25 protein-coding genes are annotated in these 24,699 nt (G+C 73.2%); 15 read left to right on the top strand and 10 right to left on the bottom strand.

All coding sequences use genetic code 11. From position 1 onward, the window contains the following. Positions 1-114 precede the first annotated feature (114 nt). Positions 115-588 carry a hypothetical protein gene (locus tag WEB03_RS16925; protein ID WP_368072096.1) on the top strand — a complete coding sequence of 158 codons (474 nt, stop codon included), beginning with the start codon at positions 115-117 and terminating at the stop codon, positions 586-588. Between the two features lie 30 nt (positions 589-618). Here the strand turns inward: WEB03_RS16925 and WEB03_RS16920 are convergent, their stop codons facing one another. Both WEB03_RS16920 and WEB03_RS16915 read right to left on the bottom strand, forming a co-directional pair. Then, positions 619-993 carry a DUF5318 family protein gene (locus tag WEB03_RS16920; RefSeq protein ID WP_368072095.1) on the bottom strand — a complete coding sequence of 125 codons (375 nt, stop codon included), beginning with the start codon at positions 991-993 and terminating at the stop codon, positions 619-621. Positions 994-1,076: 83 nt separating this feature from the next. Continuing rightward, the gene (locus WEB03_RS16915; RefSeq protein WP_368072094.1) at positions 1,077-1,457 is read right to left on the bottom strand and encodes a hypothetical protein; all 381 of its coding nucleotides are present in this window, start codon (positions 1,455-1,457) and stop codon (positions 1,077-1,079) included. 168 nt (positions 1,458-1,625) lie between these two features. Between WEB03_RS16915 and WEB03_RS16910 the strand changes: the two genes are divergently transcribed. Both WEB03_RS16910 and WEB03_RS16905 read left to right on the top strand, forming a co-directional pair. After that, entirely contained in the window at positions 1,626-3,683 is a 2,058-nt protein-coding gene (locus WEB03_RS16910) for a prolyl oligopeptidase family serine peptidase (RefSeq protein ID WP_368072093.1), read from the top strand. A 113-nt stretch (positions 3,684-3,796) separates the two neighbouring features. Beyond that, entirely contained in the window at positions 3,797-4,360 is a 564-nt protein-coding gene (locus tag WEB03_RS16905; RefSeq protein ID WP_368072092.1) for a hypothetical protein, read from the top strand. Between the two features lie 77 nt (positions 4,361-4,437). Here the strand turns inward: WEB03_RS16905 and sodN are convergent, their stop codons facing one another. Beyond that, on the bottom strand, positions 4,438-4,875 hold the full coding sequence (gene sodN, locus WEB03_RS16900) for a superoxide dismutase, Ni (RefSeq protein ID WP_368072091.1): 438 nt from the start codon (positions 4,873-4,875) through the stop codon (positions 4,438-4,440). A 176-nt stretch (positions 4,876-5,051) separates the two neighbouring features. Between sodN and sodX the strand changes: the two genes are divergently transcribed. Further along, on the top strand, positions 5,052-5,432 hold the full coding sequence (gene sodX / locus WEB03_RS16895; RefSeq protein WP_368072090.1) for a nickel-type superoxide dismutase maturation protease: 381 nt from the start codon (positions 5,052-5,054) through the stop codon (positions 5,430-5,432). Positions 5,433-5,463: 31 nt separating this feature from the next. On the opposite strand, the gene WEB03_RS16890 is transcribed toward sodX, so the two are convergent. The 3 genes from WEB03_RS16890 to WEB03_RS16880 form a co-directional block, all read right to left on the bottom strand. Beyond that, positions 5,464-6,291 (bottom strand): class I SAM-dependent methyltransferase, encoded by an 828-nt coding sequence (locus WEB03_RS16890; RefSeq protein WP_368072089.1) that lies wholly within the window; start codon positions 6,289-6,291, stop codon positions 5,464-5,466. Continuing rightward, on the bottom strand, positions 6,288-7,739 hold the full coding sequence (locus WEB03_RS16885) for a CCA tRNA nucleotidyltransferase (RefSeq protein WP_368072088.1): 1,452 nt from the start codon (positions 7,737-7,739) through the stop codon (positions 6,288-6,290). The genes WEB03_RS16890 and WEB03_RS16885 overlap by 4 nt, the downstream gene beginning before the upstream one ends. 139 nt (positions 7,740-7,878) lie before the next feature. After that, entirely contained in the window at positions 7,879-9,399 is a 1,521-nt protein-coding gene (locus tag WEB03_RS16880; RefSeq protein WP_368072087.1) for an NAD(P)/FAD-dependent oxidoreductase, read from the bottom strand. A gap of 451 nt (positions 9,400-9,850) precedes the next feature. On the opposite strand from WEB03_RS16880, the gene WEB03_RS16875 reads away from it, so the two are divergent. After that, complete coding sequence (locus tag WEB03_RS16875; RefSeq protein ID WP_368072086.1) at positions 9,851-10,300, top strand: PH domain-containing protein; 450 nt, start codon at positions 9,851-9,853, stop codon at positions 10,298-10,300. Beyond that, positions 10,290-11,882 (top strand): PH domain-containing protein, encoded by a 1,593-nt coding sequence (locus WEB03_RS16870; protein ID WP_368072085.1) that lies wholly within the window; start codon positions 10,290-10,292, stop codon positions 11,880-11,882. The genes WEB03_RS16875 and WEB03_RS16870 overlap by 11 nt, the downstream gene beginning before the upstream one ends. 71 nt (positions 11,883-11,953) lie before the next feature. Here the strand turns inward: WEB03_RS16870 and WEB03_RS16865 are convergent, their stop codons facing one another. After that, positions 11,954-13,036 (bottom strand): type IV pilus twitching motility protein PilT, encoded by a 1,083-nt coding sequence (locus WEB03_RS16865; protein ID WP_368072084.1) that lies wholly within the window; start codon positions 13,034-13,036, stop codon positions 11,954-11,956. A gap of 140 nt (positions 13,037-13,176) precedes the next feature. After that, positions 13,177-13,632, bottom strand: a complete 456-nt coding sequence (dtd, locus tag WEB03_RS16860) for a D-aminoacyl-tRNA deacylase (protein WP_368072083.1) — start codon at positions 13,630-13,632, stop codon at positions 13,177-13,179. 95 nt (positions 13,633-13,727) lie between these two features. Between dtd and WEB03_RS16855 the strand changes: the two genes are divergently transcribed. From WEB03_RS16855 to WEB03_RS16830, 6 genes are all read left to right on the top strand, one after another. Beyond that, positions 13,728-14,225 carry an NUDIX hydrolase gene (locus WEB03_RS16855; RefSeq protein WP_368072082.1) on the top strand — a complete coding sequence of 166 codons (498 nt, stop codon included), beginning with the start codon at positions 13,728-13,730 and terminating at the stop codon, positions 14,223-14,225. Next, on the top strand, positions 14,222-16,387 hold the full coding sequence (locus tag WEB03_RS16850; RefSeq protein WP_368072081.1) for a DUF6049 family protein: 2,166 nt from the start codon (positions 14,222-14,224) through the stop codon (positions 16,385-16,387). Before WEB03_RS16855 ends, WEB03_RS16850 begins: the two co-directional genes overlap by 4 nt. Positions 16,388-16,553: 166 nt before the next feature. Further along, complete coding sequence (locus WEB03_RS16845) at positions 16,554-16,952, top strand: hypothetical protein (protein WP_368072080.1); 399 nt, start codon at positions 16,554-16,556, stop codon at positions 16,950-16,952. Further along, on the top strand, positions 16,915-18,657 hold the full coding sequence (locus WEB03_RS16840) for a protein kinase (protein ID WP_368072079.1): 1,743 nt from the start codon (positions 16,915-16,917) through the stop codon (positions 18,655-18,657). Before WEB03_RS16845 ends, WEB03_RS16840 begins: the two co-directional genes overlap by 38 nt. Before the next feature lie 28 nt (positions 18,658-18,685). Next, the gene (locus WEB03_RS16835; RefSeq protein ID WP_368072078.1) at positions 18,686-19,363 is read left to right on the top strand and encodes an RNA polymerase sigma factor; all 678 of its coding nucleotides are present in this window, start codon (positions 18,686-18,688) and stop codon (positions 19,361-19,363) included. A 199-nt stretch (positions 19,364-19,562) separates the two neighbouring features. Beyond that, positions 19,563-20,561 carry an anti-sigma factor gene (locus tag WEB03_RS16830; RefSeq protein WP_368072077.1) on the top strand — a complete coding sequence of 333 codons (999 nt, stop codon included), beginning with the start codon at positions 19,563-19,565 and terminating at the stop codon, positions 20,559-20,561. A 64-nt stretch (positions 20,562-20,625) separates the two neighbouring features. Here WEB03_RS16830 and WEB03_RS16825 read toward each other — a convergent pair whose 3' ends face one another. After that, entirely contained in the window at positions 20,626-21,198 is a 573-nt protein-coding gene (locus WEB03_RS16825; protein ID WP_368072076.1) for a hypothetical protein, read from the bottom strand. Positions 21,199-21,350: 152 nt separating this feature from the next. On the opposite strand from WEB03_RS16825, the gene trxB reads away from it, so the two are divergent. The 3 genes from trxB (at position 21,351) to WEB03_RS16810 (ending at position 23,563) form a co-directional block, all read left to right on the top strand. Further along, positions 21,351-22,328 (top strand): thioredoxin-disulfide reductase, encoded by a 978-nt coding sequence (trxB, locus tag WEB03_RS16820; protein WP_368072075.1) that lies wholly within the window; start codon positions 21,351-21,353, stop codon positions 22,326-22,328. A 175-nt stretch (positions 22,329-22,503) separates the two neighbouring features. Beyond that, complete coding sequence (trxA, locus tag WEB03_RS16815) at positions 22,504-22,827, top strand: thioredoxin (protein ID WP_368072074.1); 324 nt, start codon at positions 22,504-22,506, stop codon at positions 22,825-22,827. Between the two features lie 97 nt (positions 22,828-22,924). After that, the gene (locus WEB03_RS16810) at positions 22,925-23,563 is read left to right on the top strand and encodes a hypothetical protein (protein ID WP_368072073.1); all 639 of its coding nucleotides are present in this window, start codon (positions 22,925-22,927) and stop codon (positions 23,561-23,563) included. Positions 23,564-23,637: 74 nt separating this feature from the next. Here the strand turns inward: WEB03_RS16810 and WEB03_RS16805 are convergent, their stop codons facing one another. Further along, positions 23,638-24,465, bottom strand: coding sequence for a hypothetical protein (locus WEB03_RS16805; protein ID WP_368072072.1), 828 nt, complete (start codon positions 24,463-24,465; stop codon positions 23,638-23,640). Positions 24,466-24,699 lie beyond the last annotated feature (234 nt).

Here is a 24,699-nt window from a genome sequence, read left to right as displayed (position 1 = left end):
TCGGTGCGGGGGTGTCGTAGCCTCGCACTGATGCGCTGCCCCCGCTGCCTGGACGAGTACGAACCGAGCGTCGCCACCTGTGCGAGCTGCGGTGAGACGCTGCTGCCCCCTGGCGTGGCACCGCCCCGACGGGCCGATGCGCTGCTCGGCCGATTCCACCCCGTCGTGGCCGAACGCCTGCGCAGGACGCTGGAGCACCGCGGGGTCCTCCACCGGGTCGTGACCCGCGACGACGACGTCGAGATCCACGTCGACCGCGACCAGCAGGCCGATCTGCGTGCCGAGCTCGCGCTCACCTGGGCACAGGTCGTGCACGCCCTCCCCGCCGACGACGTCGTCACGGTCCTCGGTCTCGGCGGTGCGTCGCCGGGGTGGTACGACGCACCGCAGGGCGGCTGGGTCGACCGCGCGGGTCGGTTCGTCGTCGAGGCCGAGGGAGACGGCACCGACGGCCCACGGATGGCGGGACCCGCGGTCGCTGCCGCTGGAGCCGTCGTGCTGCTGCTGGCCTGGTACGCGGGTGCCAGCGCGGGGGTCATCGTCGCCGGCGGAGCCCTCCTGCTGGTGGGGCTGCTCATCCCGCGGTGAGCTGCCGGATATCGGTCGAGAACGGCTGCCTCAGCCGACGGCGGTGTCCCGCGTGACGAGCTGGAAGGACTCGACGAGGTGGTGCCAGTGGCAGGCCGTGCACACCTCGACGGTGTAGACGGTGAGGTCGCCGTACCGCTCGTGCTGGCGAGCGAGGGACTCACGCGGCACGGCTCGACCTCCGCGGTTGGCCGGCGCCTTGCGGTCGAAGACGTAGGTCACGAGCCGCAGGTCGTCCTCGCCACAGAGGGGGCAGGGCTCCCGGGCCGGTGCGCCGACGTGGGTCGCCGCTCGAACGAGGTCCGGGTGGGCATCGCAGGCATCACCGACCGAGCGCACACCGGATCGCACCTCGGCGAGCACCGCTCGCCGTTGCATCCGGTAGTCGATACGACCTCGGCGCACCGTCCCTCCTGCTCGTCCGTCCCAGGGCCGCGTGGGGGCGACCGATCCGACTGAGGGTACGGACCGAGCGAGGGAAGCGTGGTTCAGCCGCGGATCTGGGTGACCACGCCGTCACGCTGGCGGAGCTCGTAGGTGGTCCCGCCGTCGAACTCGTTGTTCTCGAGCCAGGTCGTCAGACGGGTGCGCTGCTGCCCACCCGCCGCCGACGGGGCGGTGATGTACGCCGCGGTCGAGGTCGTCAGCTCCTCGGTCCCGTCACCGGTCTCGACCGTGAGCGTGACCGAGCCGTCGTCGGCGACCTCGGCGTCGGTGATGGTCGCGGTCAGGTCACCGGCCACCGGGCTCTCGTCCTGCGTCGAGTCGGGGGTGGTCGCAGAGATGTCCGCGTCGTCGCCGGCGGTGCCGCAGCCAGCGATGGTCAGGATCAGCGCCGCGGTGGCCGCGGCGAGCTTGGGACGGTTCACGTGGGACTCCATCGGATCGGTTCGCAAGGACTCCCTCTCCACCCGCAGGGTCACCCGTCCCCGCGGGACCCCCGACCAACGACCCGTTCGAACGACCACCGCAGGCCACGTCCCAGCCGAGGTGCGGCCGCTCGGTAGCGTCCGGGTCCCCGTCCCGGAGCCTGGCCCGTGTCGGTCCCACGCCGCGGGGTCCCGTGGCGGCGCGGCGTCACCTGGTTCCAGCTGCGCAACGACGGCCGCCAGGACCAGGACGCGCTCTGGTCCGCACCGGCGACCTCCCCCGGTGCGCTGCCCCCCGAGGACGCGTGGTCGCTGCTGCTCGATCCCGCCACGTGGTCCGACGACGGCACCTCCTCGCTGGCGGACTTGGCGGTCACCGATGGCGGCGATCGGGTGGCCTACGGCCGCTCCGACGCCGGTTCGGACTGGGTGAGCTGGCGGGTGCTCGATCTCGTCGAGGGAGGTGACGCGGCCGAACACGACGAGGTGGTGCCCTGGTCGAAGTTCACCGGCGCCGCCTGGCTCCCGGGTGGCGAGGCCTTCCTCTACGGCGCCTACGACCGCCCCCCGGCCGGCGAGGAGGTGACGGCGCGCACCACCGACCAACGGCTGCAGCAGCACACGGTGGGGACCGACCCGACCGACGACCCCGTCGTGCACGCCCGCCCCGACCAGCCCGAGTGGGGGTTCCAACCGCACGTCGCGCACGGTGACCGCTGGCTCGTCCTCACGGTCTGGCGCGGCACCGACCCGACCAACCGCATCCACGTCGCCGCGCTCGACGACGATGACGGCGAGGCGACGGTCGGCGAGGTGGTGCCGCTGCTCGACGAGGGTGATGCCCGCTACGACGTCGTCGGCGTCCTGACCGATCCGGACGGCCACGACGAGCTGGTGGTGGTGACCGACCTCGACGCACCGATGGGTCGCGTGCTCGCCATCGACGTCACCGACGGGCAGCGTCGACGTGAGCTGGTGGCTGAGTCCGACGAACGCCTCGAGTGGGCACGGATCGTCGGTGGCGACGGACCGCACGATCCGGCCTGGTTGATCGTGGCGTCGCTGCGCCACGCCACCTCACGGCTCGCGGTGCACGACGCCCGCACCGGCGCTTGGTCGCACGACGTCGAGCTGCCGAAGGCCACCACGGTCAGCGCCGTCACGGGGGATCGCTCCGACACCGCCATCCACCTCGGCGTGACGACGTTCGCCGCCTCGGACGCGCTCTGGCACCACGACCTCGTCGCGCGTGCCACCACGCTGGTCACCCCGTCCGCCGTCCCGGAGCCGGAGGTCGCGATCGTCACCGAGCAGGTGCTGGTGCACCACGGGGGCGGCACCGACGACCGCGACGCTGGCCACGAGGTGGCCGTCCCCGTCTTCCTCGTCCACCGTGAGGACGTCACCCCGACCGGTGCCGTCCCGACCGTGCTGTGGGGCTACGGCGGGTTCGACATCCCGGTGACGCCCGCGTTCCGCCCCGCCTGGCGCGCCTGGATCGACGCCGGCGGGCTGCTGGCCGTCGCCTGCCTGCGCGGTGGGGGTGAGTACGGGCGCGCGTGGCACGACGCGGGTCGAGGGGCGAACCGTCCCGCGGTGCAGGCCGACGCGCTGGCGGTCGCGGCCTGGCTCACCGGCGACGACCGGGACGGCCACCTGCGCGCCACGACGACCGCCGGTGAGCCGGTCGATGCGGTGTGGTCGGCGCCGCGGCACCTCGGCGTGGAGGGACGGTCCAACGGCGGACTGCTCGTCGGGACCTGCATCACGGCCGAGCCCGACCGGTTCGCCAGCGCCGTGCCCGAGGTGGGGGTGCTCGACCTGCTGCGCTTCCACCGCTTCACCATCGGGTGGGCGTGGACCAGCGACTACGGCTCGCCCGACGATCCGGACCAGTTCCCGGTGCTGCACGCCCTGTCGCCCTACCACCGGGCGCTCGCGTCGCTGCCGGTGGCCTACCCCGCGACGCTGATCACCACCGGCGACACCGACGACCGGGTCGTGCCGGCGCACTCCTACAAGTTCGCAGCGGCGCTCCAGGCGGCGCAGGCCGGTGACGCACCGGTGCTGTTGCGGGTCGACGTGTCCGCGGGCCACGGGGCCGGCAAGCCCGTCGCGATGCTGCTCGACGAGCGGGCGGACGTGCTCGCGTGGCACGCCGCCCACCTCGGCCTCGGCGTCTCCGAACCACCTGCCCTGGACGCGCCCGGGACGGCCCCGACGTGACCGGGCCGTCCGCGTCTCGTTGGCTGGCCCGATGCGCCGCGCACCGCGCGGCCGGCCGGCCCCGCCCCTCGGGTGTGGACGTGACAGGCTGACCACCCAACGAGGAGCACCACGTGGCCGACGAGACCCGGGACCCGACGACCGTGACCCCGGCGCGAGCCCGCGCCAACGCGGCGGCCGCCGCGCAGGGCGAGGGCCGGAACAAGACGGAGCTGATCCGGGTCGGTGACCGCGGTGGCGGTGACGGCAGCCGGACCTCACCGCGGATGCGGTTCGACGTCCTGCAGATCGCCGCCTGGGTCGTGGGCCTCGTGCTCATCGTCGCGGGCCTGGTCGCCCTGGCACGGACCGGCTTCGAGGACCTCGGCCTGTTCGAGCCCGTCGTCCAGATCGGGACCGAAGCCGCCACCCCGCTCTACGCCGCGATCTGGTTGCTCCTCGGGCTGGTCATCGTGGCCGCGGGGACGGGCGTGGTCGCCGAGCGTCGGCTGCGCATCCTCGGCGCGCTGTTCGCGATCGTCGGCCTCGTCCTGCTCATCGAGCCGGACGGCTTCAGCGAGTACCTCGGCGCCGGGTCCGACAGCGGGACGGTGCCGCTCGCGTTCGGCGTGCTCCTCGTCGCCGCCAGCTTCGTCCCGCCGCTGTCGATCAAGCGCCCCGGCATCCGCGAGGACTGACGGGGATCGGCAACGCGAGAGCCGCCGGTCGCGACCGGCGGCTCTCGTGTCGTTGAACGGGTCGTCCCCGGCGGGTGTTACGTGGTCATCCAGTCGGGCTTGCCGCCCTTGGTGGCCCAGAAGATGTCGGAGATCTCGTCGATCTTGGCGAGCAGGTCCGCGCCAGCCGACGGGTCCATCGTCTTCTTGGCGTCGCCAGCGGCCTTGATCGCGAGCCAGAACTTCTCGTGGAGGTCGGGGTACTCCTCGAGGTGGTTCGGCTTGAAGTAGTCGGTCCACAGCACCGAGAGGTGGTGCTTGACCAGCTCGGCCCGCTCCTCCTTGATGATCACGCAGCGGGCCCGGAAGGTCTCGTCGTCCGAGTCCTGGTACTTCGTCGCGATCTCGTGGACCGATTCGGCCTCGATGCGGGCCTGCGCGGGGTTGTAGACCCCGCACATCAGGTCGCAGTGGGCGTCGACGGTCGTGACGGGCCGCAGCGGGTCCAGTGCCCGCAGGGCGGTCGAGATACGCATCGTGTTGCTCCTCGCGTTGGCGGAAGGTCACTTCGAGCGTAGTCACGCCCACCGCGACGCCACCCCGCCCGTCCGACGAGGGTCCGTGGACGGCGGGTCGAACGGCCAGGGGGCGTAAGGTTCGGTCCGCGACGGGTCCGCACGAGGTGGACGCTGCGCCCGGCGGAGGTGGCGAGGTGGCACGAGGTCGGTGGCTCGCCGGGTTGGGCCTGGCGGCCGCGGTCTACGGCGTCACGCTGGCGGTGAACCGCTCCGTCGTCGAGGTGCGGGGCGCCTCGATGGAACCGACGCTCTGGCGGGGGGACCGGCTGCTGACGGTCCCGGCTCGTCCCGCGTGGGTGCGGCCCGGCAGGGTCGTGGTCGTCGCCGACCCCGACGACCCGGACCACCTCGTGATCAAGCGGATCGCCAGCAGCGAGCGGGGCCGGGTCGTCGTGCTCGGGGACAACCCGGGCGCGTCGACCGACTCGCGGAGCTGGGGACCGGTGCCGATCGCCGCGGTGCGCCGCATCGTCCTGCGACGCTGGCCGGACCTGCGGACCCGCCTGCACCGGTGAGCGCACGGACCAACGGTTCGACCGCCGACGCTCAGGGTCGACGCGCGACGACCAGCAGCTCCGGGTCGTCGATACCCACCTCGCCACCGGCACGGCGGCCGTACGCGCCGGGCTCGACCCCACGGACACCGACCACCTCGAGCCCCGCGTCGCCGCAGAGCCGGACCGCGTCCCGGACGGTGTAGCTCGCCGTCCACAGGTCGAACCGCTGCCGGGCGTGGTCGGGGCCGTGCACCTCGCTGACCTGGTGGTGGACGAGGTGGACCGGGTCGAACGCGTCCCCGGGCGCGAGGTGGCGCGCCGCGAACAGCGCCGAGAAGAGCGTGACGGCGACCGCGCCTCCCGGGCGCACGGCCGCCGCCAGCCCGGCGAGCACGGCCGGGTCGGTGGCGGGCGAGGTGCCGAGCCCGCCCTGGCACAGCGACCACGCGACGTCGAAGGTGCCGATCTCGGCACCGAGGTCGGCGGTCAGCGTGCGCGCGTCCCCGACGCGCACGTCCACACCGACCCCGTCGGCGACGGCGGCGTCGCGCGCAGCATCGACCAGCCCGGGTGACACATCGATCCCGACCCCCTCGACCCCCGGGTCCGCGGCGAGCGCCCGCAGGTGCCGGGCGTCGCCGCAGCCGACGTCGAGCACGCGGGCTCCTCGGCGCAGCTCCAGGATGGAGATCAGCGCCGCCGCCTCCTCGGCGGTCCCGGCAGCGAAGGCGTTGCGGCGGTAGTCACCGCCCTGGAAATCACCGATCTCCACGTAGAAGGCACGATCACCGGCGCCGGGGACCGCGGGCACCGCGACGGGCTGGTCGTCGTGTGACCGCCACGACGATGGGAGCGCGTCCCCCGGCGGACGGCTCACTCGCCGCCCACACCGTCGCCGTCGGTGGCGGCTTCCTCGCGCTCGGCCCACCAGCGGTCGAGCTCGGCGAGTGCGGCGTCCTCGCCCATCGGCCCCTCGTCGATGCGCAGCTCCAGCAGGTGCTTCCACGCCTGACCGACCGCGGGGCCGGGCGCGATCCCGAGGTGCTCCATGATGCGGTTGCCGTCGATCGGCGGCCGCATCGAACCGAGCTCCTCCTGCTCGCGCAGGTCCGCGATGCGCTCCTCGAGCAGGTCCACGTTGCGCTGGATGCGAGCGGCCTTGCGGGCGTTGGCGGTCGTCACGTCCGCGCGCGTCAGGGCGTTCAGGCGATCGAGCAGGTGGCCCGCATCGCGCACGTAGCGACGCACGGCCGCGTCGGTCCAGCCGGTCGCGAAGGTGTGGAAGCGCAGGTGCAGACGCACCAGCTCGCTGACGTCCTTGACCGTGTCCTTGTCGAACCGCAGCTCGCGCAGCCGGTGCCGGGTCATCCGGGCACCGACGACGTCGTGGTGGTGGAAGGTCACGGTGCGGTCGCCGTGGATCTCGCGCGTGTCGGGCTTGCCGACGTCGTGGAGGAGCGCGGCCAGACGCAGGACCGGATCGGGACCGTCCTCCGACAGCCGGTGCTCGAGATCCATCGCCTGCTCGAGGACCACCAGCGTGTGTGCCCACACGTCCTTGTGCCGGTGCTGGGGGTCCTGGCAGGCGCGCAGCTCGTCGAGCTCGGGCAGCACGTGCGCCGACAGGCCGGTCGCCACCAGCAGTTCGAGCCCACGGCGGGGTGCCACGCCGCAGACGAGCTTGACCAGCTCGTCGCGGATCCGCTCGGCGGACACGGTGGCGAGCTCACCGGCCATGGCGGTCGCCGCTGCCTGCGCCGCGGGGTCCACCTCGGCGGCGAGGACCGACGCGAACCGGGCGAGCCGCACCATGCGCAGCGGGTCGTCACCGAAGGAGGTGCGGGGGTCGATCGGGGTCCGCAGCGTCCGGGCGTGCAGATCACGCAAGCCGCCGAACGGGTCGACGAACCGGAAGTCGGGGACCTGCACGGCCATCGCGTTGACGGTCAGGTCGCGGCGTGCGAGGTCGTCCTCGATGGTGTCGCCGTAGACCACCTCGGGGTGACGCGACCCGGGCGAGTAGGAGTCCGCGCGGAAGGTGGTGATCTCGATCCGCCTCGGCGGCTGGTCGGACCCGGCGTCCTCACGCTGGCAGCTGACGGTGCCGAACTCCGCACCAGTGAGCCACACCGCGCTCGCCCACGGCCGCACGATCCGTTCGGTCTCCTCCGGCGGCGCCGAGGTGGCGAAGTCGAGGTCCACCTCGCCGAGCTGGGTGACGTCACCGGCGGCGAGCAGGGTGTCGCGGACGGTGCCACCGACCAGGTGCAGCTCGTGACCCGCAGCCGCGAAGCGTTCGCCGAGCTCACGCGCCTCGGGGTACACGTCGACGAGGTCGCCGAGCGCAGCGGCCTGGTCGGGGGTCAGGGCGTCGGCGATCGGACGTCCGGTGCGAGGGGGCGAGGGGGCGAGGTGGCGAGGTGGAGCTGGCGGCCGAGGCTAGCGAGGCCAACCGCCCCGCCCGTCAGGTGGAGTCCGCGTTGCCGTGCGGGGGCGGCGCATCGTCCTGCCGGTCCGCCCAGGAGCGGCGCACGCGACCCTTCGAGCTGTCGGTCTCCTCGGCCTCGCGCTGGTCGATGAGCACCCGCGCCGCGTGGTCGTAGGTGAGGTAGTTCCACGCCCAGCTGAGCAGCACCGACACGCGGTTGCGGAAGCCGACGAGCCACAGCAGGTGCATCAGCAACCAGGCGATCCACGCGATGAAGCCGTGGAACTTGATGCCGAGCGGCAGCTCGACGATGGCGTCCGTGCGGCCGATCGTGGCCATCTTGCCCTTGTCGCGGTAGCGGAACGGGCCCGGATCGGGCTCGCCCGCGAGCTGCCCCGCGATCAGCTTGGCGACGTACTTGCCCTGCTGGATGGCGACGGGCGCCACCTGTGGCAGCGGATCGCCGCCTCCGATGCCGCCGACGAGGTCGCCGATGACGAACACGCGGCCGTCGTCCCGGGCGATCCGCAGGTGGCTGTCGACGGGGACCCGACCGGCCTTGCCGGGTTCGACACCGAGCTCGGCGCCGAGCGGGACACCGGCGATCCCGGTCGCCCAGATCAGCGTCCTGGCGGGCAGCACCTCGCCGTCGGTGAGCACGACCTGGTCGGGAGAGGCCTCGTCGGCACCGGTCCCGAGCCGGACGTCGACACCGCGGGCTTCGAGGCTCTTGACCGCTTCCCGGTGCGAGCGGTCCGAGAAGCCGGGCAGCAACCGGTCGGTCACCTCGAGCAGCACGATCCTGACGTGCGACCGGTCGAGCGTCGGGTGATCCTCGCGCAGGACCTGATCCACCAGCTCGGCGAGCGCTCCCACGAGTTCGACCCCGGTCGGTCCACCGCCGGCGACCACGAAGGTCAAGGTGCCGTCGTCGAGGTGGGCCGGGTCGGAGGACGCGGCCTCGAACCGGCGCAGGAGGTGGTTGCGCAGCTGCGTGGCCTCGGCGAGGGACTTGAGCCCGAAGGCGTGCTCGGCCACCCCCGGGATACCGAGGTCGTTGGTGATCCCGCCGGCAGCGACGATGACGTGGTCGTAGGGCAACCGGGCGCCGTCGGAGAGGACGACCGCCTCGTCGTCGACCGCGACGACCTCGCCGAGGCGGATCTGGGTGCTCGGGCGACCGTCGGGGCCACGACGGCGCACCCCACGGATGGACCGGAGCGTCATGCCGATGTCGTGCGGCTGGAGGCCCGCGGTGGCGACCTGGTAGAGCAGCGGCTGGAAGGTGTGGGGGTTGCGCTTGTCGACGAGGGTGACCTCGAGGTCGTGGTCGTCGGCGGCACGGGCGAGCTCACGGACGGCGTTCAGGCCGCCGAACCCGCCGCCGATCACCACGACCCGGTGCGGCTCGGACGACCGCGGCTCCGGGGCGTTGCCGAGGTCCGCGGGCTGCCCAGCTCGCGGACGATCGGAGCGCGCGACGCCGGACGAGTCACCGCTGTGTGCGTCGCCGGGCCGGGCCGGGGCGTCGTCGGGGCGGGTCGACTGGGCGCTCAAGGGGTCTCCTCGGGAGGGGAAGCGTGGCGAAGCGGTGCGGGCGGAGGTGCGCGGTCGGTAGCGTCCGGACCGCTGGGGTCCGACGATCGTGAGCCCGGTGATCGGGGCGCACCGAGCCCCGCTGGACGAGGACCGCCTGTTGACCGCACCGGACGAACCGACGCCGCCCAGCGTGCCCGGTCCGCCGCCACCCACCCCGCCCGCGTGGGCGGTGACCGGTGACCGCGGCACGGTTGTCCCGCCGCGACCCGCCACCTCGTCCCCTGCACCACCACCACCACCACCACCGCCGCCATCGCCGGACGACCCCGCCTCCGCGCCATCCGCGCCCCCGCCGCCCGCGCCCCCGGGTCCTGCGGCGGAGCCGCCCGGTGGGCCGTCGGGCCACCGGTCCGCCCCGCTGCCCGAGCTCGACGCTCGCGACCGACCGCTCGACCCTCGGGTGGTGACGGTGTGGCGTGTCAGCGGAGCCATCGGGCTGCTCGTCCCGGCCGCGGTGCTGAGCGCCATCGGCGTGGTGCTCCTCGGCCGGGTGGGTGTGGCTGTCGCCGTGCTCATCGTTCCTCTCAGCGTGGCGTTCGTGCTCTGGTACCCGCGAGCCCGGTACGACCGGTGGCGCTGGCGGTTGACCGACCTGGCGGTGGAGCTCGACCGCGGGGTCGTCGTGCGGCAGGCGGAAGCGCTGCCGTACTTCCGCATCCAGCAGATCGACGTGAACCAGGGCCCGGTCGACCGGCTCCTCGGGCTCGCGTCGCTCCAGGTCACCTCGGCGTCGGCATCGGGCAGCGTCACGTTGCCGGGTATCGCCGCCGACCAGGCGCCGGGCGTGCGGCGGGTCCTGCTGGCGCGGGCCGCCGCCGCGGTCGGTGGTCGCGTCGATGGGGTCCAGGATGCCGTCTGAGCCTCCGTGGCCCGAGCCCGACGGTCCGGCACGCGCCTGGCCCCCGGTGTCGGATGCCGGGTTCTCGGCCCCACGATCGCTCCACCCGGCGTCGATCGTGCTCGGCGTCCCGCTCCGTCAGCTGATCCAGGGCCTGGTGTTCCCCGCCCTGATCGGTGCGGGCGCCGGACCAGGCCCGCGGTTCGCGGTCGTCGTGGTGGCCGTCATCCTCCTCGTCGGCGGCATCGGGCGTCTGCTCGCCTGGCAGCGGTTCCGGTTCAGCTTCGACGGCGAGGTGCTGCGCGTCGACGAGGGGGTGCTGTCACGCAACCACCGAGCCCTCGACGTCGCGCGGATCCAGCAGGTCGAGGTCGATCGGTCCCTCGTCGCCCGCGTCCTCGGCCTCGCCACGTTGCGCGTCGAGACCGCGGGTGGCAGCGGCGAGGCAGAGGTCGAGCTGCGGGTCATCCCGGAACGCGACGCCGTCACCCTCCGGGAGGCGCTCCGCGCCGGCAAGGACGCGGTGACCGGTGCCGCAGCCGCCACGCCGGGTGGCGCGGTCAGCGGCGTGGGAACGGCGGACACGACCGAACCGCGCGACGGACGCGAGGTCGTCAGCATGACGCTCGGCCGCATCGTGTTGGCGGCCGTCTCCGGCAGCCGGCTGCTGGTGTTGCCGGCCGTCCTCGCGGCGTCGCTGCAGTTCCTCGGGGACGCGTCCGAGCTCGGCGGTGGGTCGCTCGACCCCGAGACTCTGGGGCGGCGCATCCTCGCCCTCGGCATCGTCGGCATCATCGTGCTGCTGATCCCCGCCTCGGTGGTGTCGGCCACGGCCGTCGGCGTGCTCCGGGACTGGGACTGGACCATGCGGCGCGTGGGCGACGACCTCCACGTCTCGCGTGGCCTGCTGTCGACCCGCGACTCGGTCATCCCGTTGGCCCGTGTGCAACTGGTCGAGGTGCAGCGCAACTGGGTACGCCGCGGGTTCGGGTACGCCGCGATCCGCGTGCACTCCGCCGGAGGAGGCGACGACGACCGCGTGACCATCCCCCTCGTGCGTGACACCGAGGTGGACGGGCTCATCTCGCAGCTTCTACCCGGTGTCGCCGGGGTCCCGATGCTGCGTTCGCACCCGACCGGCGCCCGCCGTCGAGCGGTCTTCCGGTGGGTCCGCGCCTCGCTGGTCCCGACGATCGCGCTGCTGGCGTTCCCCGGGCTGGTCGGTGAGCTGCGGGCGCTCGGCATCGTGCTGCCGCTGATCGCCGCCGGGCTCGGCCTCGTCGAGTACGGCCAGCTCGCGCACGGCCGCACCGACCGGGTGCTCGCCGGCCGCAGCGGTGCGCTGTCGGTGACGACCGGACTGGCGCCGCTGGTGAAGGTCCAGGGCGTGACGCGCAGGGCGAGCCCGTTCCAGCGCCGCCTCGGCCTGGCGACGCTGACCGCGCACGTGGCCGGTCCGGGTGGCGACCTGACGGTGCTCGACCTCGGTGAGGACGCCGGCCGTCAGCTCCACGCCGAGTTGGTCGTGGCGGCCGCGGACCCCTACCTCCCCGACATCGTGTCGCGGCAGCGACGCACGGTCACGCCAGGGCAGCTGTGGTGAGCAGCTGACGCGACGGTGGCGCGCTCAGGTGACACGATGCGGGTCGATGGACACCGTCGTGGTGAACGGGGTCAGGCGGTCGCGAGCCCGGCGGCACGCAAGGAGACCCGGAAGTCGTGCGGGTTGGTCGCGGCCGCGAGGGCGTCCTTGAGCGTCACCTCGCCGGTCGAGTACAGGTGCAGCAGGTGCTGGTCGAAGGTCTGCATCCCGTAGTAGCCGCCCTCGGCGATCGCGTCCTCGATGAGGGGCAGCTGGTGCGGGTCGGTGATGAACTCGAAGATGCGGGTCGTCATCACCATCGTCTCGACGACCGCGACGCGACCGTCGCCGGTCGCCCGCGGGACGAGGCGCTGACAGACGATGCCCTTGAGGGAGTTCGCGAGCGAGATGCGGGCCTGGTTCTGCTGTTCCTTCGGGAACATGTCGACGATGCGGTTGACGGTCTCGCGCGCGTCGGTGGTGTGCAGGGTCGACAGCACGAAGTGGCCGGTCTCGGCGGCCTGGAGGGCCGCACCGACGGTCTCGAGGTCGCGCATCTCGCCGATGAAGATCACGTCCGGGTCCTGGCGGGAGACCGCCTTCAGACCGGAGGCGAAGTCGGCGGTGTCCACGCCGACCTCGCGTTGATCGATGATCGCGTTGTCGTCGCGGTGGGTCACCTCGATCGGGTCCTCGAGGGTGACGATGTGGCAGCGGCGGGTGGCGTTGATGTGGCTGATCATGGCCGCCGTCGTGGTGGTCTTGCCGGAACCCGTCGGGCCGGTGACGAGCACCAACCCTCGGTGCTCCTCGGCCAGGGCCCGCACGGCCGGCGGCATGCCGAGCGCAGCGAAGTCCTGGGTGCCCGGCAGCACGCGTCGGCAGACGAGCCCCGCGGAGCCGCGCTGGCGGAACGCGTTGACGCGGAAGCGGCCGACCCCGGGGATGGAGTAGGCGAAGTCAGCCTCCTGGCGCTCCTCGAACTCCTTGATGGAGCGGTCGGCCATCATCTCGTGCGCGAACCGTTCGGTGTCGGTCGGTGACACCGACGGCAGCGACGAGACAGGCTTCAGGTCACCGTCGATGCGGACGTAGGCGGGACCGCCGGCCTTCAGGTGCAGGTCGGACCCCCCGACGTCCACGAGGTGCTGGAGGTAGTGGTCGACGGATTCCACGGCTGCTCCGGTGACGATGGCAGGTACGGGGCGGACGCGCGCTGCGGTGTCGAAGCTACGCGTCCGGGCGCTCAGGTGACGGTCGACCGAACACCCATCCACCGGACCCATCGACCACCGACGGGTGCTGCTTGAGCGGTTCAGACCTCGATCAGCAGCGTGACCGGCCCGTCGTTGACCAACGACACCGCCATGTGGGTGCGGAACACGCCCGTGGCGACCTGCGCCCCGAGCTCACGCAACCGGTCGACGACGGCGTCGACGAGCGGCTCGGCGTGCTCGGGACGGGCCGCGGCGACGAACGACGGTCGGCGCCCCTTGCGTGTGTCCCCGTAGAGGGTGAACTGGCTCACGACGAGCACACCACCGGCGACATCGGCGCAGCTGCGGTTCATCGCCCCCGACTCGTCCTCGAAGATGCGTAGGTGCCACACCTTCTCGGCCAGCTTCGAGGCCGCGGCGACGTCGTCGCCCGCGGTCACGCCGACCAGGAGCACCACTCCCCGGCCGATCCGACCGGTCTCGACCGGGTCACCCCCGGCCACCGGGATCGAGCTGACCGCGCCCGACGACACCCGCTGGACCACGCCACGCACGTCCCCGCTCCTCGTCGTTCGCCCGGAGGTGTGCGAGCCTACGAGCCGGGGCGCGCGCCCGTCGCGCGAGCAGGTGCCGTGGGTACGCTCGTTGCATGCCCAGGTACCCGACGCGACGCGCGACCTCCGCGGGTGGGGTCGTGTGCGACGACCGCGACGACGGTCGACGTTGGGTCCTGCTCATCGCTCGCCGCAACGCCGCCGGCCGGCCCCAGTGGACGCTGCCGAAGGGCGGCATCGAGGACGGCGAGACCGAGCAGGAGGCGGCCCTCCGCGAGGTGCGTGAGGAGACCGGCCACGGTGCCGAGGTCGGCCCGTTGCTCGGCACCATCGACTACTGGTTCGTGTGGCGGCCGGACGAGGTCCGGTACCACAAGTTCGTCCACTACTTCCTGATGTGGTGGGACGGCCAGCCGGCGGGACCACGCGACGACGAGGCCGAGCACGTCGAGTGGGTCCCGATCGACGTGGCGGTGGTCCGGCTCGCGCACCGCAACGAGCGCAAGCTCGTGGAGAAGGCCAGCAAGGCCAGCCGCGAGGGGACCGTCGAGCTCCCGGTCGTCTCTCCGGTGGACGTGCGGTCGGAGCGGTGAGCTCGTCCCCGTCGACCCCGTGGCGGGGTCCGCGGTGGCGCTCCGCGGTCCTCGCCATCGCGCTCGTCCTCCCCCTGGTCGCGATGCCTGCACCGGATGCCGCGGCGCAGCAGGAGCCGGGCCAGGTCAGCCTCACGGTGTCCGGCTTCACCGGTGTGATCGGCCCCGGCTCGCTGCGTCCACCCACGTCGCCGTCCGAGGACGCACCGCCCATCGAGGGGCCCGACGCTCCCGAGGAGCTCGTCGTCCGTGCCCTCATCGAGCACACCGGTGGCGACCCGCTCGACCAGCTCCAGCTGATCGTCGAGGTCCACCCCGCCGTCGGTTCGCGCGGTGGGCTGCGATCGGCGCTCGACGGCGACGAGGGCCCGAGCAGCCTGCCATCGGTCCACCCGGTCGAGATCCGGCCCGACGATCGCCTCGAGGCGGGTGAGCTGACCGGCGTCGAGGTCCGCATCCCGCCGACGGACGTGGACTGGGCGGCCGACGGTGGGGTGCACCCCGTGCGGATCGCGGTCCAACGCGGGACCGAGGTGCTCGCCGAGACGCTGACCGCCGCGATCTGGCTCAGCGAGCTACCGCAGCAGCCGCTGCTCACCACGGCGCTGTGGCCGCTCGACACCCCGCCGTGGCGAGGTCCAGGACCGGCGTACCCGGCCGACGTCGACGCCTCGCTCCGCCCTGGCGGGCGGCTCGATGCGGTGCTCCGCTCGCTCGAGCGCTTCCCGACCGCCGGTGCGACCGTCGCGCCATCGGCCCACCTGCTCGAGGACCTACGGGACCGCGCCGACGGGTTCGTCCGCACCGAGCGGCTGGACGGAGGTGCGCTCGAATCCCGCGACGTCGAACCCGAGGCTGCGGCGTCCCGACGGGCCAACGACGTGCTGCAGCGCATCCGCGCGGTCGTCGCGGACCTGCCGTTCGCACCGATCGCGCGGCCGTACGCGGACGCGGACCTGACCGCCCTGACCGGTGACCAGGCGGTGCGCGACCTGGCCGGGGAGCTGGCGACCACCGGACGCCGGCGGCTCCAACAGCTCGTGGAGCGCGCACCGGACCAGAGCAGCTTCCTGCTGCCAGCGAGCACGTCGCCCGAGGTGCTCGACCTCATCCCCGCCGAGGTCGCGCTCGTCCCCTACGCCGCGGTGGAGGGGCCCGACACCGCGGCGAACCCGACGCTGCCGCAGCCGGTACGCGAGGTGAGGTCGGCGTCGGGCCGTCCGCTCCGGCTCCTCGTCGGTGACCCGTACGTCACCGCGCTGCTCGACCGGCCGGTCCGCGACGGGTCGATCCTCACCGCCCAGCGGGTGCTCGCCGAGACCGCGATGGTGTTCTTCGAGTCGCCCGGCAGCCAGGACCGGGCGCTGTCGATCCACCCACCGGAAGGCTGGGCGCCGACGGCGGAGCTCGCCGGCCAGCTGCTCAGCGGCCTGGCCGACGCGACGTGGCTGGACCTGCGCGACGCCACGTCGGTCGCCACGCTGGTCGGTCAGGTCGACCGGGCCACGCTCGCCGCACCGACCGCGCCGACCCTGAGCGCAGCGCAGGCCGAACGCCTGTCCTCGGCCATCGGTGACCTCGCGGCAGCGGCCGCAGCCCGCGGCCAGGAGCCGCAGCTCGGCGGCCGCGAACCCGCCGAGCTCCGCGATCAGCTGCTGCGCTCGACCTCACGGTGGTTCCCCGCCGGTTCCGGTGAGGCGGACGCGTTGGTCGTCGACGTGAACACCGCCATCGACCGCACCCTGTCGGAGGTGGACATCGCCAGCGGATCGCAGGTGACGCTGACCTCGGACACCGGGACCATCCCCGTGACCCTCCAGCGCGGCGAGGGCGGTCCGCTCGCCGTGCAGGTGGAGGTCACCTCGCAGGGCCGCCTGGCCTGGCCGGAGGGCCGCCGGTCGGAGACGCTGGTGCTCGAGGAGGGCACGACCCAGACGGTGACGTTCGAGACCCGCGCCCTGTCGACCGGCACGTTCTCGGTCAGCGTGCGGGTCACCGATCCCTCCGGGCGCATCGAGCTCGATCGGACCACGCTGTCGGTGCGATCGACGGCCATCTCCGGGTTCGCGCTCACCTCGATCGCGCTGCTCGTGGTGGTGCTGCTGCTGGCCGGGTTGCTTCGCCGGCGACCGCGGAGACGACAGCTCGAGCTGGTGAAGTGAGTCGACGTGCGGTGGTGAGCCGCCAGCGGCCCGGGAGGTGCGACACTCCCGCGCCGGCGGCTCCGCACGGGACGGTCGGCCCGGCGAGGTCGGCCCGGCGAGGTCGGCCCGGTGGGGCCACCGGGCCGGCCCCGGGGGCGGCCCCGTGGGTCGGAAGGTCGAGGTCGTGAACGCAGCTCGGGCACGGGGTTCCCGGTCAGCGAGCCAGGTCGGCGGCGCTCTCGTCCAGACCCTGGTCGTGCTGGTCGTGCTCGCCGTCGCCGGCTACGAGCTGATCGCCATCGGCGTGACCTCCTTCGCCGTCGACGATGCATCGCGTCAGGTCGCACGAGCTGCTCGGGACGCCTACCGTTCCTCGGACGGCTCGCTCGACGCGACGTCGGAGGCTGCCGCCACGGCCGCTGAGACCCACCGCTCGCAGGTGACGGACATCTCGATCGACGGGGAGGATCTGACGGTGACGCTGACCCGCCGCGCCACGACGCTGCTGGTCCACCAGCTCGCAGCCACCGAGGAGCTCGGCGTCCGTGAGGCGACGGGGCGCGCTGCCCTCGACACCCGCTGACGTGGCCGAGATCCCCCGATCGGATGGTGCGAACGCTCCCGCGGGTGCGCGGCGACCGCCTGCCATCCCGGACGACGAGCAGCCGACGCCGGTCCCCGGCAGCGACGAGGCGTCGACCATCCTCGGCGTGACCGGCCCGCTCCCCGGCCCGCCGGACCCTCCCCCCGCGGGTGACTCCTGCGGGGAGATGCCCTGGCCCGGGCGCGCCAGGCTCGGTGAGCGCTACCAGCTCGAGGAACGCATCGCCTCGGGTGGCGCCGCGGTCGTCTGGCGGGCGTTCGACGAGACGCTGGCCCGCACGGTGGCCATCAAGCTGCTGCACCCCCACCACGCCAACGACGAGGTGGTCGTCGAACGGTTCGAGCGCGAATCGGTGGCGGCGGCGCAGATCAACCACCCCAACGCCGTACGCATCTACGACACCGGACGCGAGGACCAGCTGGTCTACCTCGTCATGGAGCACGTCGATGGGCCGTCGCTCCGCCAGGTCCTGCGGGACCGCGGTCAGCTCGAGCCCACGGTGGTCGCCGCCATCGGTGAGCAGGTGGCCGCCGCGCTCGGTGAAGCGCACGCCCGCGGTCTCGTCCACCGCGACGTGAAGCCGGCCAACATCCTCATCGACGCCGACGGCACCGTGAAGGTGACGGACTTCGGGATCGCCAAGGCGCTCGACAGCGATGCCACGCTGACCACGCCCGGCACCGTGGTCGGCACCGCCGCGTACGTCGCCCCGGAGCAGCTCGAGGAGGGCCGGGTCGACGCCCGGGCCGACGTGTACGCGCTCGGGGTCGTCCTCTACGAGTGCCTGACGGGTCGCCCGGCCTTCGCCGGCGACACCCCCACCGCCACGGCGGCCATGCGGTTGACCCACGAGCTGCTGCCACCCCGCCAGGTGCGCGCCGACGTCCCACGCCTGCTCGACGATGCGATCGTCCGGGCCACGCGCAACGACCGGACCGCCCGCTTCAGCGACGGCACCGTCATGGCGGCCGCGCTGGCGCCGCAGGTGCCCGTCAAGCCCTCCGAGCTGACCGCGCGGCTGGTCGCCGAGGTGCGCGAGTCGTCCGAGCTCGACGCCCTGCCACGTGAGCCGGAGCAGCGCCCGCTGTCGGGCCCCATCCCGACCACGCGCAGCGAGTACGCCCGGCGGCTGGTCGGTGCGTTCGTCGGTGGTCTGGTGCTCACCTTGATCGCCGTCGTGGCGACCCAGAACCTGCGCAGTCAGGAGGCGCCCGCCACGCCGACCGGGACCCCCATCGAAGTAGCGGAGGTCCAGCTGTGGGACCCGGTCGGGCGCAACGACGACAACCCCGATCAGGTCGCTGCGGCGGCGGATGGCGACCCGACCACCTCGTGGCGGACCATCGACCGGGACGGCGACTTCCGCGGTGACGGGCGCGACGGGATCGGCTTGACCTTCGATCTCGGCGAGTCCACCGAGGTCCGCGACGTGGTCCTGAACGCGAACCGTGGCGGGATCGACGTGTCCATCTTCCGCAGCCAGGAGTACGTCGACCCCGGCTTCGGCAACCTCCAACCGTGGGGCCCCCCGTTGGCCTCGGCGACCGATATCCGTGCGAACCAGACCTTCCAGCTGTCGCCCACCAGCGGTCGGTACTGGCTGGTGTGGATCACCGGGCTGTCCACCTCCGGGTCCGAGAACTTCAACGCCGAGGTGGCCGAGGTCACCTTCCTCGGGCCCTGATGCGGTGCCGGGCGTGGGAGCAGGCGAGGTGAGCGGGGACACCGCTCGCACCGACGAGGAGTTGCTCGCCCGCTACGTCGACGCCTCGCTGCCGCGTGGACCGCGGGAGGACGCGTTCACGGCGCTCGTCGACCGCTTCCAACGGCGGGTGTTCGCCGTGTGCCTGCGGACGCTCAACGGCGACGTCGCCGACGCCGAGGACGCCACCCAGGAGGTCTTCGTCCGCCTGGCCCGGTCGGCGGCGACCTTCCGCGGCGACGCCAAGCTGTCGACGTGGCTCTACGCGGTGGCGCGCAACGTCGCCACCGACCGGGTCCGCCACGAAGCTCGCCGGCCGGCCACGCCCGTCGCCGACGTGGCCGACGTCGCCGGTTTCGACGCGGCCACCGAGGACCACCACGCCGCCGCCGAGACCGCAGGTGACGTGGCTACCGCCCTCGCCCAGCTCGACGACACCTCGCGGACCCTGCTGCTGCTGGTCGCGGTCGAGGGGCTGTCCTACGCCGAGGCCGCGGCCGCCAGCGACCTCGCCGTCGGCACGGTCAAGTCCCGCGTCAGCCGCGCACGCGTCCGGCTCGGTGAGCTGCTCGCCGACGTGGACGCGGACGGTCCACGCCCGTCCGGTCCCACCGCGGACACCGACCACGGCGGCCTCGATGCGGGGCGCGGCCCCTCGCCGCGTGGTCCGCCGCTCGCCGGCACCTGACCCCGGCGGACGGGGACGGACAGGTGCGGACGCAACCGTCGACCGGTCCAGGACGTCCCACCCCCACGGCCCCCCCCCGCCCCCCCGCCCCCCCCGCGGCCCCCCCGCCCCCCCCCCCCCCCCCCCGCCCCCACCCCCCCCCCCCCCCCCCCCGGCCCCCCCGCCCCGCAGCACCACCCCACCAGATCTCGGAGCCACTGTGTCGTCGTCGGAGCGCCTCGCCGCCTACCTGGCGGAGGAGCTGTCAGCGGACGAGCGTCGCGCCCTCGAGGCCGACCTCGCCGCTGACCCCCGGCTGCGCGCCGAGCTGGACGCGATGCGACGCGCGGACGCCGCTCTGTCCGCACTGACGCCGAGCGCGCTGCCGGACGGAGCACGGCAACGGCTCCTGACGACGCTCGGTGCGACCTTCGACGACGAACTCGGCGGTGCCGGTGCGACCGGTCCGGTGCCGGGAGACGAGCTGGCCGAACGTCGTCGTCGGTCCCCACGACGCACCTGGCTGACCGCAGCCGGCGGGGTCGCCGCCGCCGTGATCGCCGCCGCGATCGTGGTCCCGAACCTCACCTTCAGCGGCGACGACTCCGGTGAGGCGGCGATGGACAGCGGCGCCGACACGATGATGGCCGAGAGCGACGACAGCGCCGCCGGCACCGCGTCCGCGCTGCTCGCCGGACCCGTCCTCACCGGGGGTGACCGCGAGCTCGACCCGGGGACGGCCGACGAGCTGCTGGCGTCCCCCGAGCTCGAGAGCGTCGCGTCGCGCGGGCTGACGCCGGAGGACGCCGCGATGCTCGGCATCGACTGGGCGCTCGCGCTCGGCGGCGGGCTCGGCGCGGGAGGGGACGCATCGCCGTTCGCGACCCCGGAGGACGACGAAGCCTCGGACGAGGACGCTCAGCTCGAGGAGGCGCCCGCGGAGGAGGCCTTCTCGGACACCGCGCGAGCAGGCGCCGAGCTTCGGGTCGGCCCCGAGGTGGACGACGCTGGTCGCGCCGACGTCGCCCGCTGCCTCGACACCCTGCTCGCGACCGGCGACCTCGCCATCCCGGTGACGGCCGAGCTGGTGACCTTCGACGGCGAACCGGCGATCGCCTTCGGCCTGGTCGGCCTCGACGCCGACGGCGAGGTGGCGCGCCGCGAGGTGTGGGTCCTGGCGCGCGACAGCTGCGACGTGCGCTACTTCGGCCAGCGTTGAGCGGCGCGGCCCGCCCGTGCGCCCTTCGGGGGCGGGCGGCGGTCTCGGAGACCGGACCGAGTGATCAGCGGCGGCGGACCACGATCCAGCCGCCGTACATCGCGGCGGGCCACGCCAGCAGCAGCATCCCGATCTCGGGGCGACCCGCTGCGACCAGACCCACCGCTGCGGTCGCGCCGGCGAAGGCCATGGCAAGCGCCCGGATGAGCGGCGTCGACACCTCCTCGGCACCCCAGAACACGGCACGGGCCACGCCCCACCCGATGGCCCCGGAGCTGAGCAGGAACAGGGTCCCCTGCTGCAGGATCGGGCCGAGCAGCAGCCCCCCGACCGCGGCGGCGAACACCCCGACGGCCACGGCGCGAGCGATGATCGTCGCGGACGGTCCCTCCGCGGACCGGCTGGAGCTGGCCGCGCCATCGGTACCGCTGGATGCCATCCCCGGGAGCCGGCGGGTCCGCTGACCAGCCGCCTGCGCCGCGGCCTCGCTGGCGGCGCCACGCGATCCGGCGCACCCGGGGCACTGGTAGCCGACGGGTGCCTCGACCCAGCAGTCCGGGCAGATCGCGGTCTCGCACGCCGAGCAGCGCAGACGCGTCTCGGTGTCGGGGTGACGGGAGCAGGGGAAGGCATCCATCCTCCGAGGGTAGGTGCCCGGTCAGGCCCACGTGCCGGCTCGACCCTCGGACCGGCCGCCGGGGGACCGACGGGAATGTCCGTGGAGGTGGTCTCGTTACCCTGCCCGCGGCTCGACCGCGCCCCCCGCCCGACACTCCCGAGGAACCCGCCGTGGACGTCACCGACCGTGTGCACGACGTCGTCATCATCGGCTCCGGCCCCGCCGGATTGACCGCCGCCGTCTACGCCGCCCGCGGCAACCTCGAACCGTTGCTGATCGAGGGCGTCTTCGAGGGGGGGCCGACCGGCGGGCAGCTGACGCTGACCACCGACGTCGAGAACTTCCCCGGCTTCCCCGACGGCATCACCGGGACCGAACTGATCATGGGCATGCGCGCCCAGGCCGAACGCTTCGGGACCAGCTTCATCACCGAGGACGTGACCTCCGTGGACCTGTCGGGGGCGCTCAAGACCCTCACCACCGCGTCCGGGACCACCATCACGGCCCGGTCGATCATCATCGCGACCGGTGCCAAGCCCCGCCGGCTCGAGGTCCCCGGCGAGGCCGAGCTGTGGGGCTCGGGTGTCTCCGCGTGTGCCACCTGCGACGGCTTCTTCTTCAAGGAGAAGCACGTGGTGATCATCGGCGGGGGTGACTCGGCGATGGAGGAGGCGATGTTCCTGACCAAGTTCGCCTCGAAGGTGTCGGTCATCCACCGCCGCGAGTCGCTCCGCGCGTCCAAGATCATGCAGGAACGGGCGTTCAAGAACGAGCGGATCGAGTTCATCTGGAACGCCGAGGTGACCGAGATCCACGGCGCCGACGGGCAGGTCGCCTCGTTGACGCTGCGCGACACCACCAGCGGCGACACCCGGGACTTCGCCTGCCAGGGCCTGTTCCTGGCCATCGGCCACATCCCCAACACCTCCCTGTTCGAGGGCGTGCTCGACACCGACGACGAGGGCTACCTGCTGGTCGAGCAGCCCTCCACACGGACCAACGTCCCCGGCGTGTTCGCCAGCGGCGACGTGATGGACCACGAGTACCGTCAGGCCATCACGGCCGCCGGCACCGGGTGCCGCGCCGCGATCGACGCCGAACGGTGGCTGGCCGAGAACACCGCCGTCGCGCCCGACGACCCGCGCTGAGCAGCCGTCGCGGGGCGCCCGTCGCTGAGCGACCACGGGACGGAGCCAGACCCGGCCCGCACGGCCACCTGCCGCCGCCGCTGGACCGGAATACGGTCCACCACCCTCGCGTTCACCCCGCGACGAACCTCCCATCCTGACCCCCGTCCCGACCCACCTGAACGAGGAGCACCGCATGGGCGCAACGCCCGTCACCGACGCCGACTGGACCAACGAGGTCCTCGAATCCGACAAGCCGGTCCTGGTCGACTTCTGGGCCGAGTGGTGTGGCCCGTGCCGGATGGTCGGTCCCATCGTGGACGAGATCGCCGACGAGAACGGCGACAAGATCAAGGTCCTCAAGCTCAACGTGGACGAGAACCCGAACACCGCCCGCGAGTACGGCGTGATGTCGATCCCGACGCTGCTGGTCTTCAAGGGCGGCCAGCCCGAGAAGCGCATCGTGGGTGCCAAGGCCAAGTCCGCCCTGATGGGTGACCTCGCCGACTACGTCGCCTGAACGAGCCGGCACCCCGCACCACCGCGAGCCCCGGCCACGCGCCGGGGCTCTCGCGTGCCGCCTGCCCCGCTGATCCCACCAGCCCCGGAGGACCGCCGTGGAGGCCACCACCGTCTACGAGCTGATCGGTTACCTCGCGTCGGCGCTGATCGTGATCAGCCTGCTGATGAGCTCGATCCTGCGGTTGCGGATCATCGGGCTGTTCGGCGCGATCTCGTTCACCACCTACGGGCTGCTCATCAACGCGTACCCGATCGCGATCGCCAACGGCGCGATCATCTTCATCCACATCTTCCATCTGACGCGCATGCTGCGTGAGCGCGCCAGCGAGGAGTACTTCGAGGTCTTCGAGGTGCCCGCGACCTCACCGATCCTGCGACGGTTCGTGGACTTCCACCTCGACGACGTCCACCGGTTCCAGCCGGACTTCCCCGGGGTGCGGGGCGATGAGCTCGCGCTGCTGATCCTCCGCGACGCCATCCCCGCCGGTGCCGTGCTGGCCGAGGTGGACGCCGACGGCGCGCACGTGATCCTCGACTACGTGGTCCCCGCGCATCGCGACCTGCGCCCCGGACGGTTCCTGTGGATCGAGTCGGACGCCTTCACCTCGCGCGGGGTGAACCGGGTCACCACCACGGCGCCGACCGAGGAGCACGCGCGCTACCTCAGCAGCGTCGGTTTCCAGCAGGAGGCCGACGGCGTGTGGGCCCGCGAGGAGACCCCCGCCCCGACGTGAGCCGGTGACGGGGGCCTGGTTCGCTCGGCGATCGTTCGCGTCCTCGGTTCGAGGCGCGGCCAGTTCGATCCGCCTCAGCCCTCGGTGTCGTCGGTGTCGTCGGTGTCGTCGGTGTCGTCGGCGGCGTCACCCTCGGTGCCGTCGGTGGTCGCTTCCTCGGACGGGTCGTCGGGGTCGGCCGGCGCCGGCGTCTGTTCGAGGTCGAGCGTGCCCTCGGCCTGGAGCCGGTCGGGGTCGATCACGATGGAGTCGATGATGGCGTCCACGTCGACGTCGGAGTCGGCGAGGACCTCGACGGCGATCGAGATGGCGTTGCCGTCGACCGTCGCGAAGATGCCGGTGGCCGTGGCCTCGCCGCCGGGAGCGGTCAGCTCCACGCGCGACGCTTCCTCGGCTCCCTCGATCTCGATGGGTTCAGGTTCGGAGCTGACCTCGGCCTGCCCGGCCTCGACCAGGGTGTCGATGCCGGCGAGCAGCTCGTCGACGCTCTGGCCGTCGAACTCGACGTTGACCGTCACGGCGCCGTTCTGGTCGTCGAGCGAGCCGACGTAGGCCGAACCGGTGGGGGTCGGCTGGGCCTGGAACGCGTCATCGTCGACCGGGGCATCCATGGTGATGCCGGGGACGACCTCGCCGTCGGTGAGGGTCTCGAAGCCAGCAGCTTCCGGCTGTTCGAGGTCCTCGCCTTCGGTGACCTCGTCCTCGGTGGCGTCGTCTTCGACCGTGCCATCGTCGGCGGGAGCTTCGATCTCCTCCTCGCCGTCGTCACCGCCGTCGTCACCGCCGTCGTCACCGCAGGCGGCGAGCCCGAGGGACAGGGCAGCGACCACGGCCACGCCGGCGCGAGCCCGCCCGACGGGTCGGGAGCGGGTGGTGCGGGTGCGTCGGAGCGACGCGATCATCAGGACCTCGGTGGTTCGGGAGCGGGCACGGGAGCACCCGGGGGTCCACTCCACGGTACGGAGCCTCAGACGGGCCGCGACCACGGCGGCCCCGGCCGGACGTCGGACGGTGGTTCAGGCCCTCACGGACCCGGGTTCGAAGCCGGTGAGGGCCTCTCCCGGGTCCGGGCCTCCCGCCGGTGCGCCGTCACGGCCGTGACAGCCGTCTCTGCCGTCGCTGCCGTCGCTGCCGTC

The sequence above is a fragment of the Nitriliruptor sp. genome, from assembly GCF_040882075.1.
Taxonomy (GTDB): Bacteria; Actinomycetota; Nitriliruptoria; order Nitriliruptorales; family Nitriliruptoraceae; genus Nitriliruptor.
This window is presented reverse-complemented; position numbering and strand designations above follow the sequence as displayed.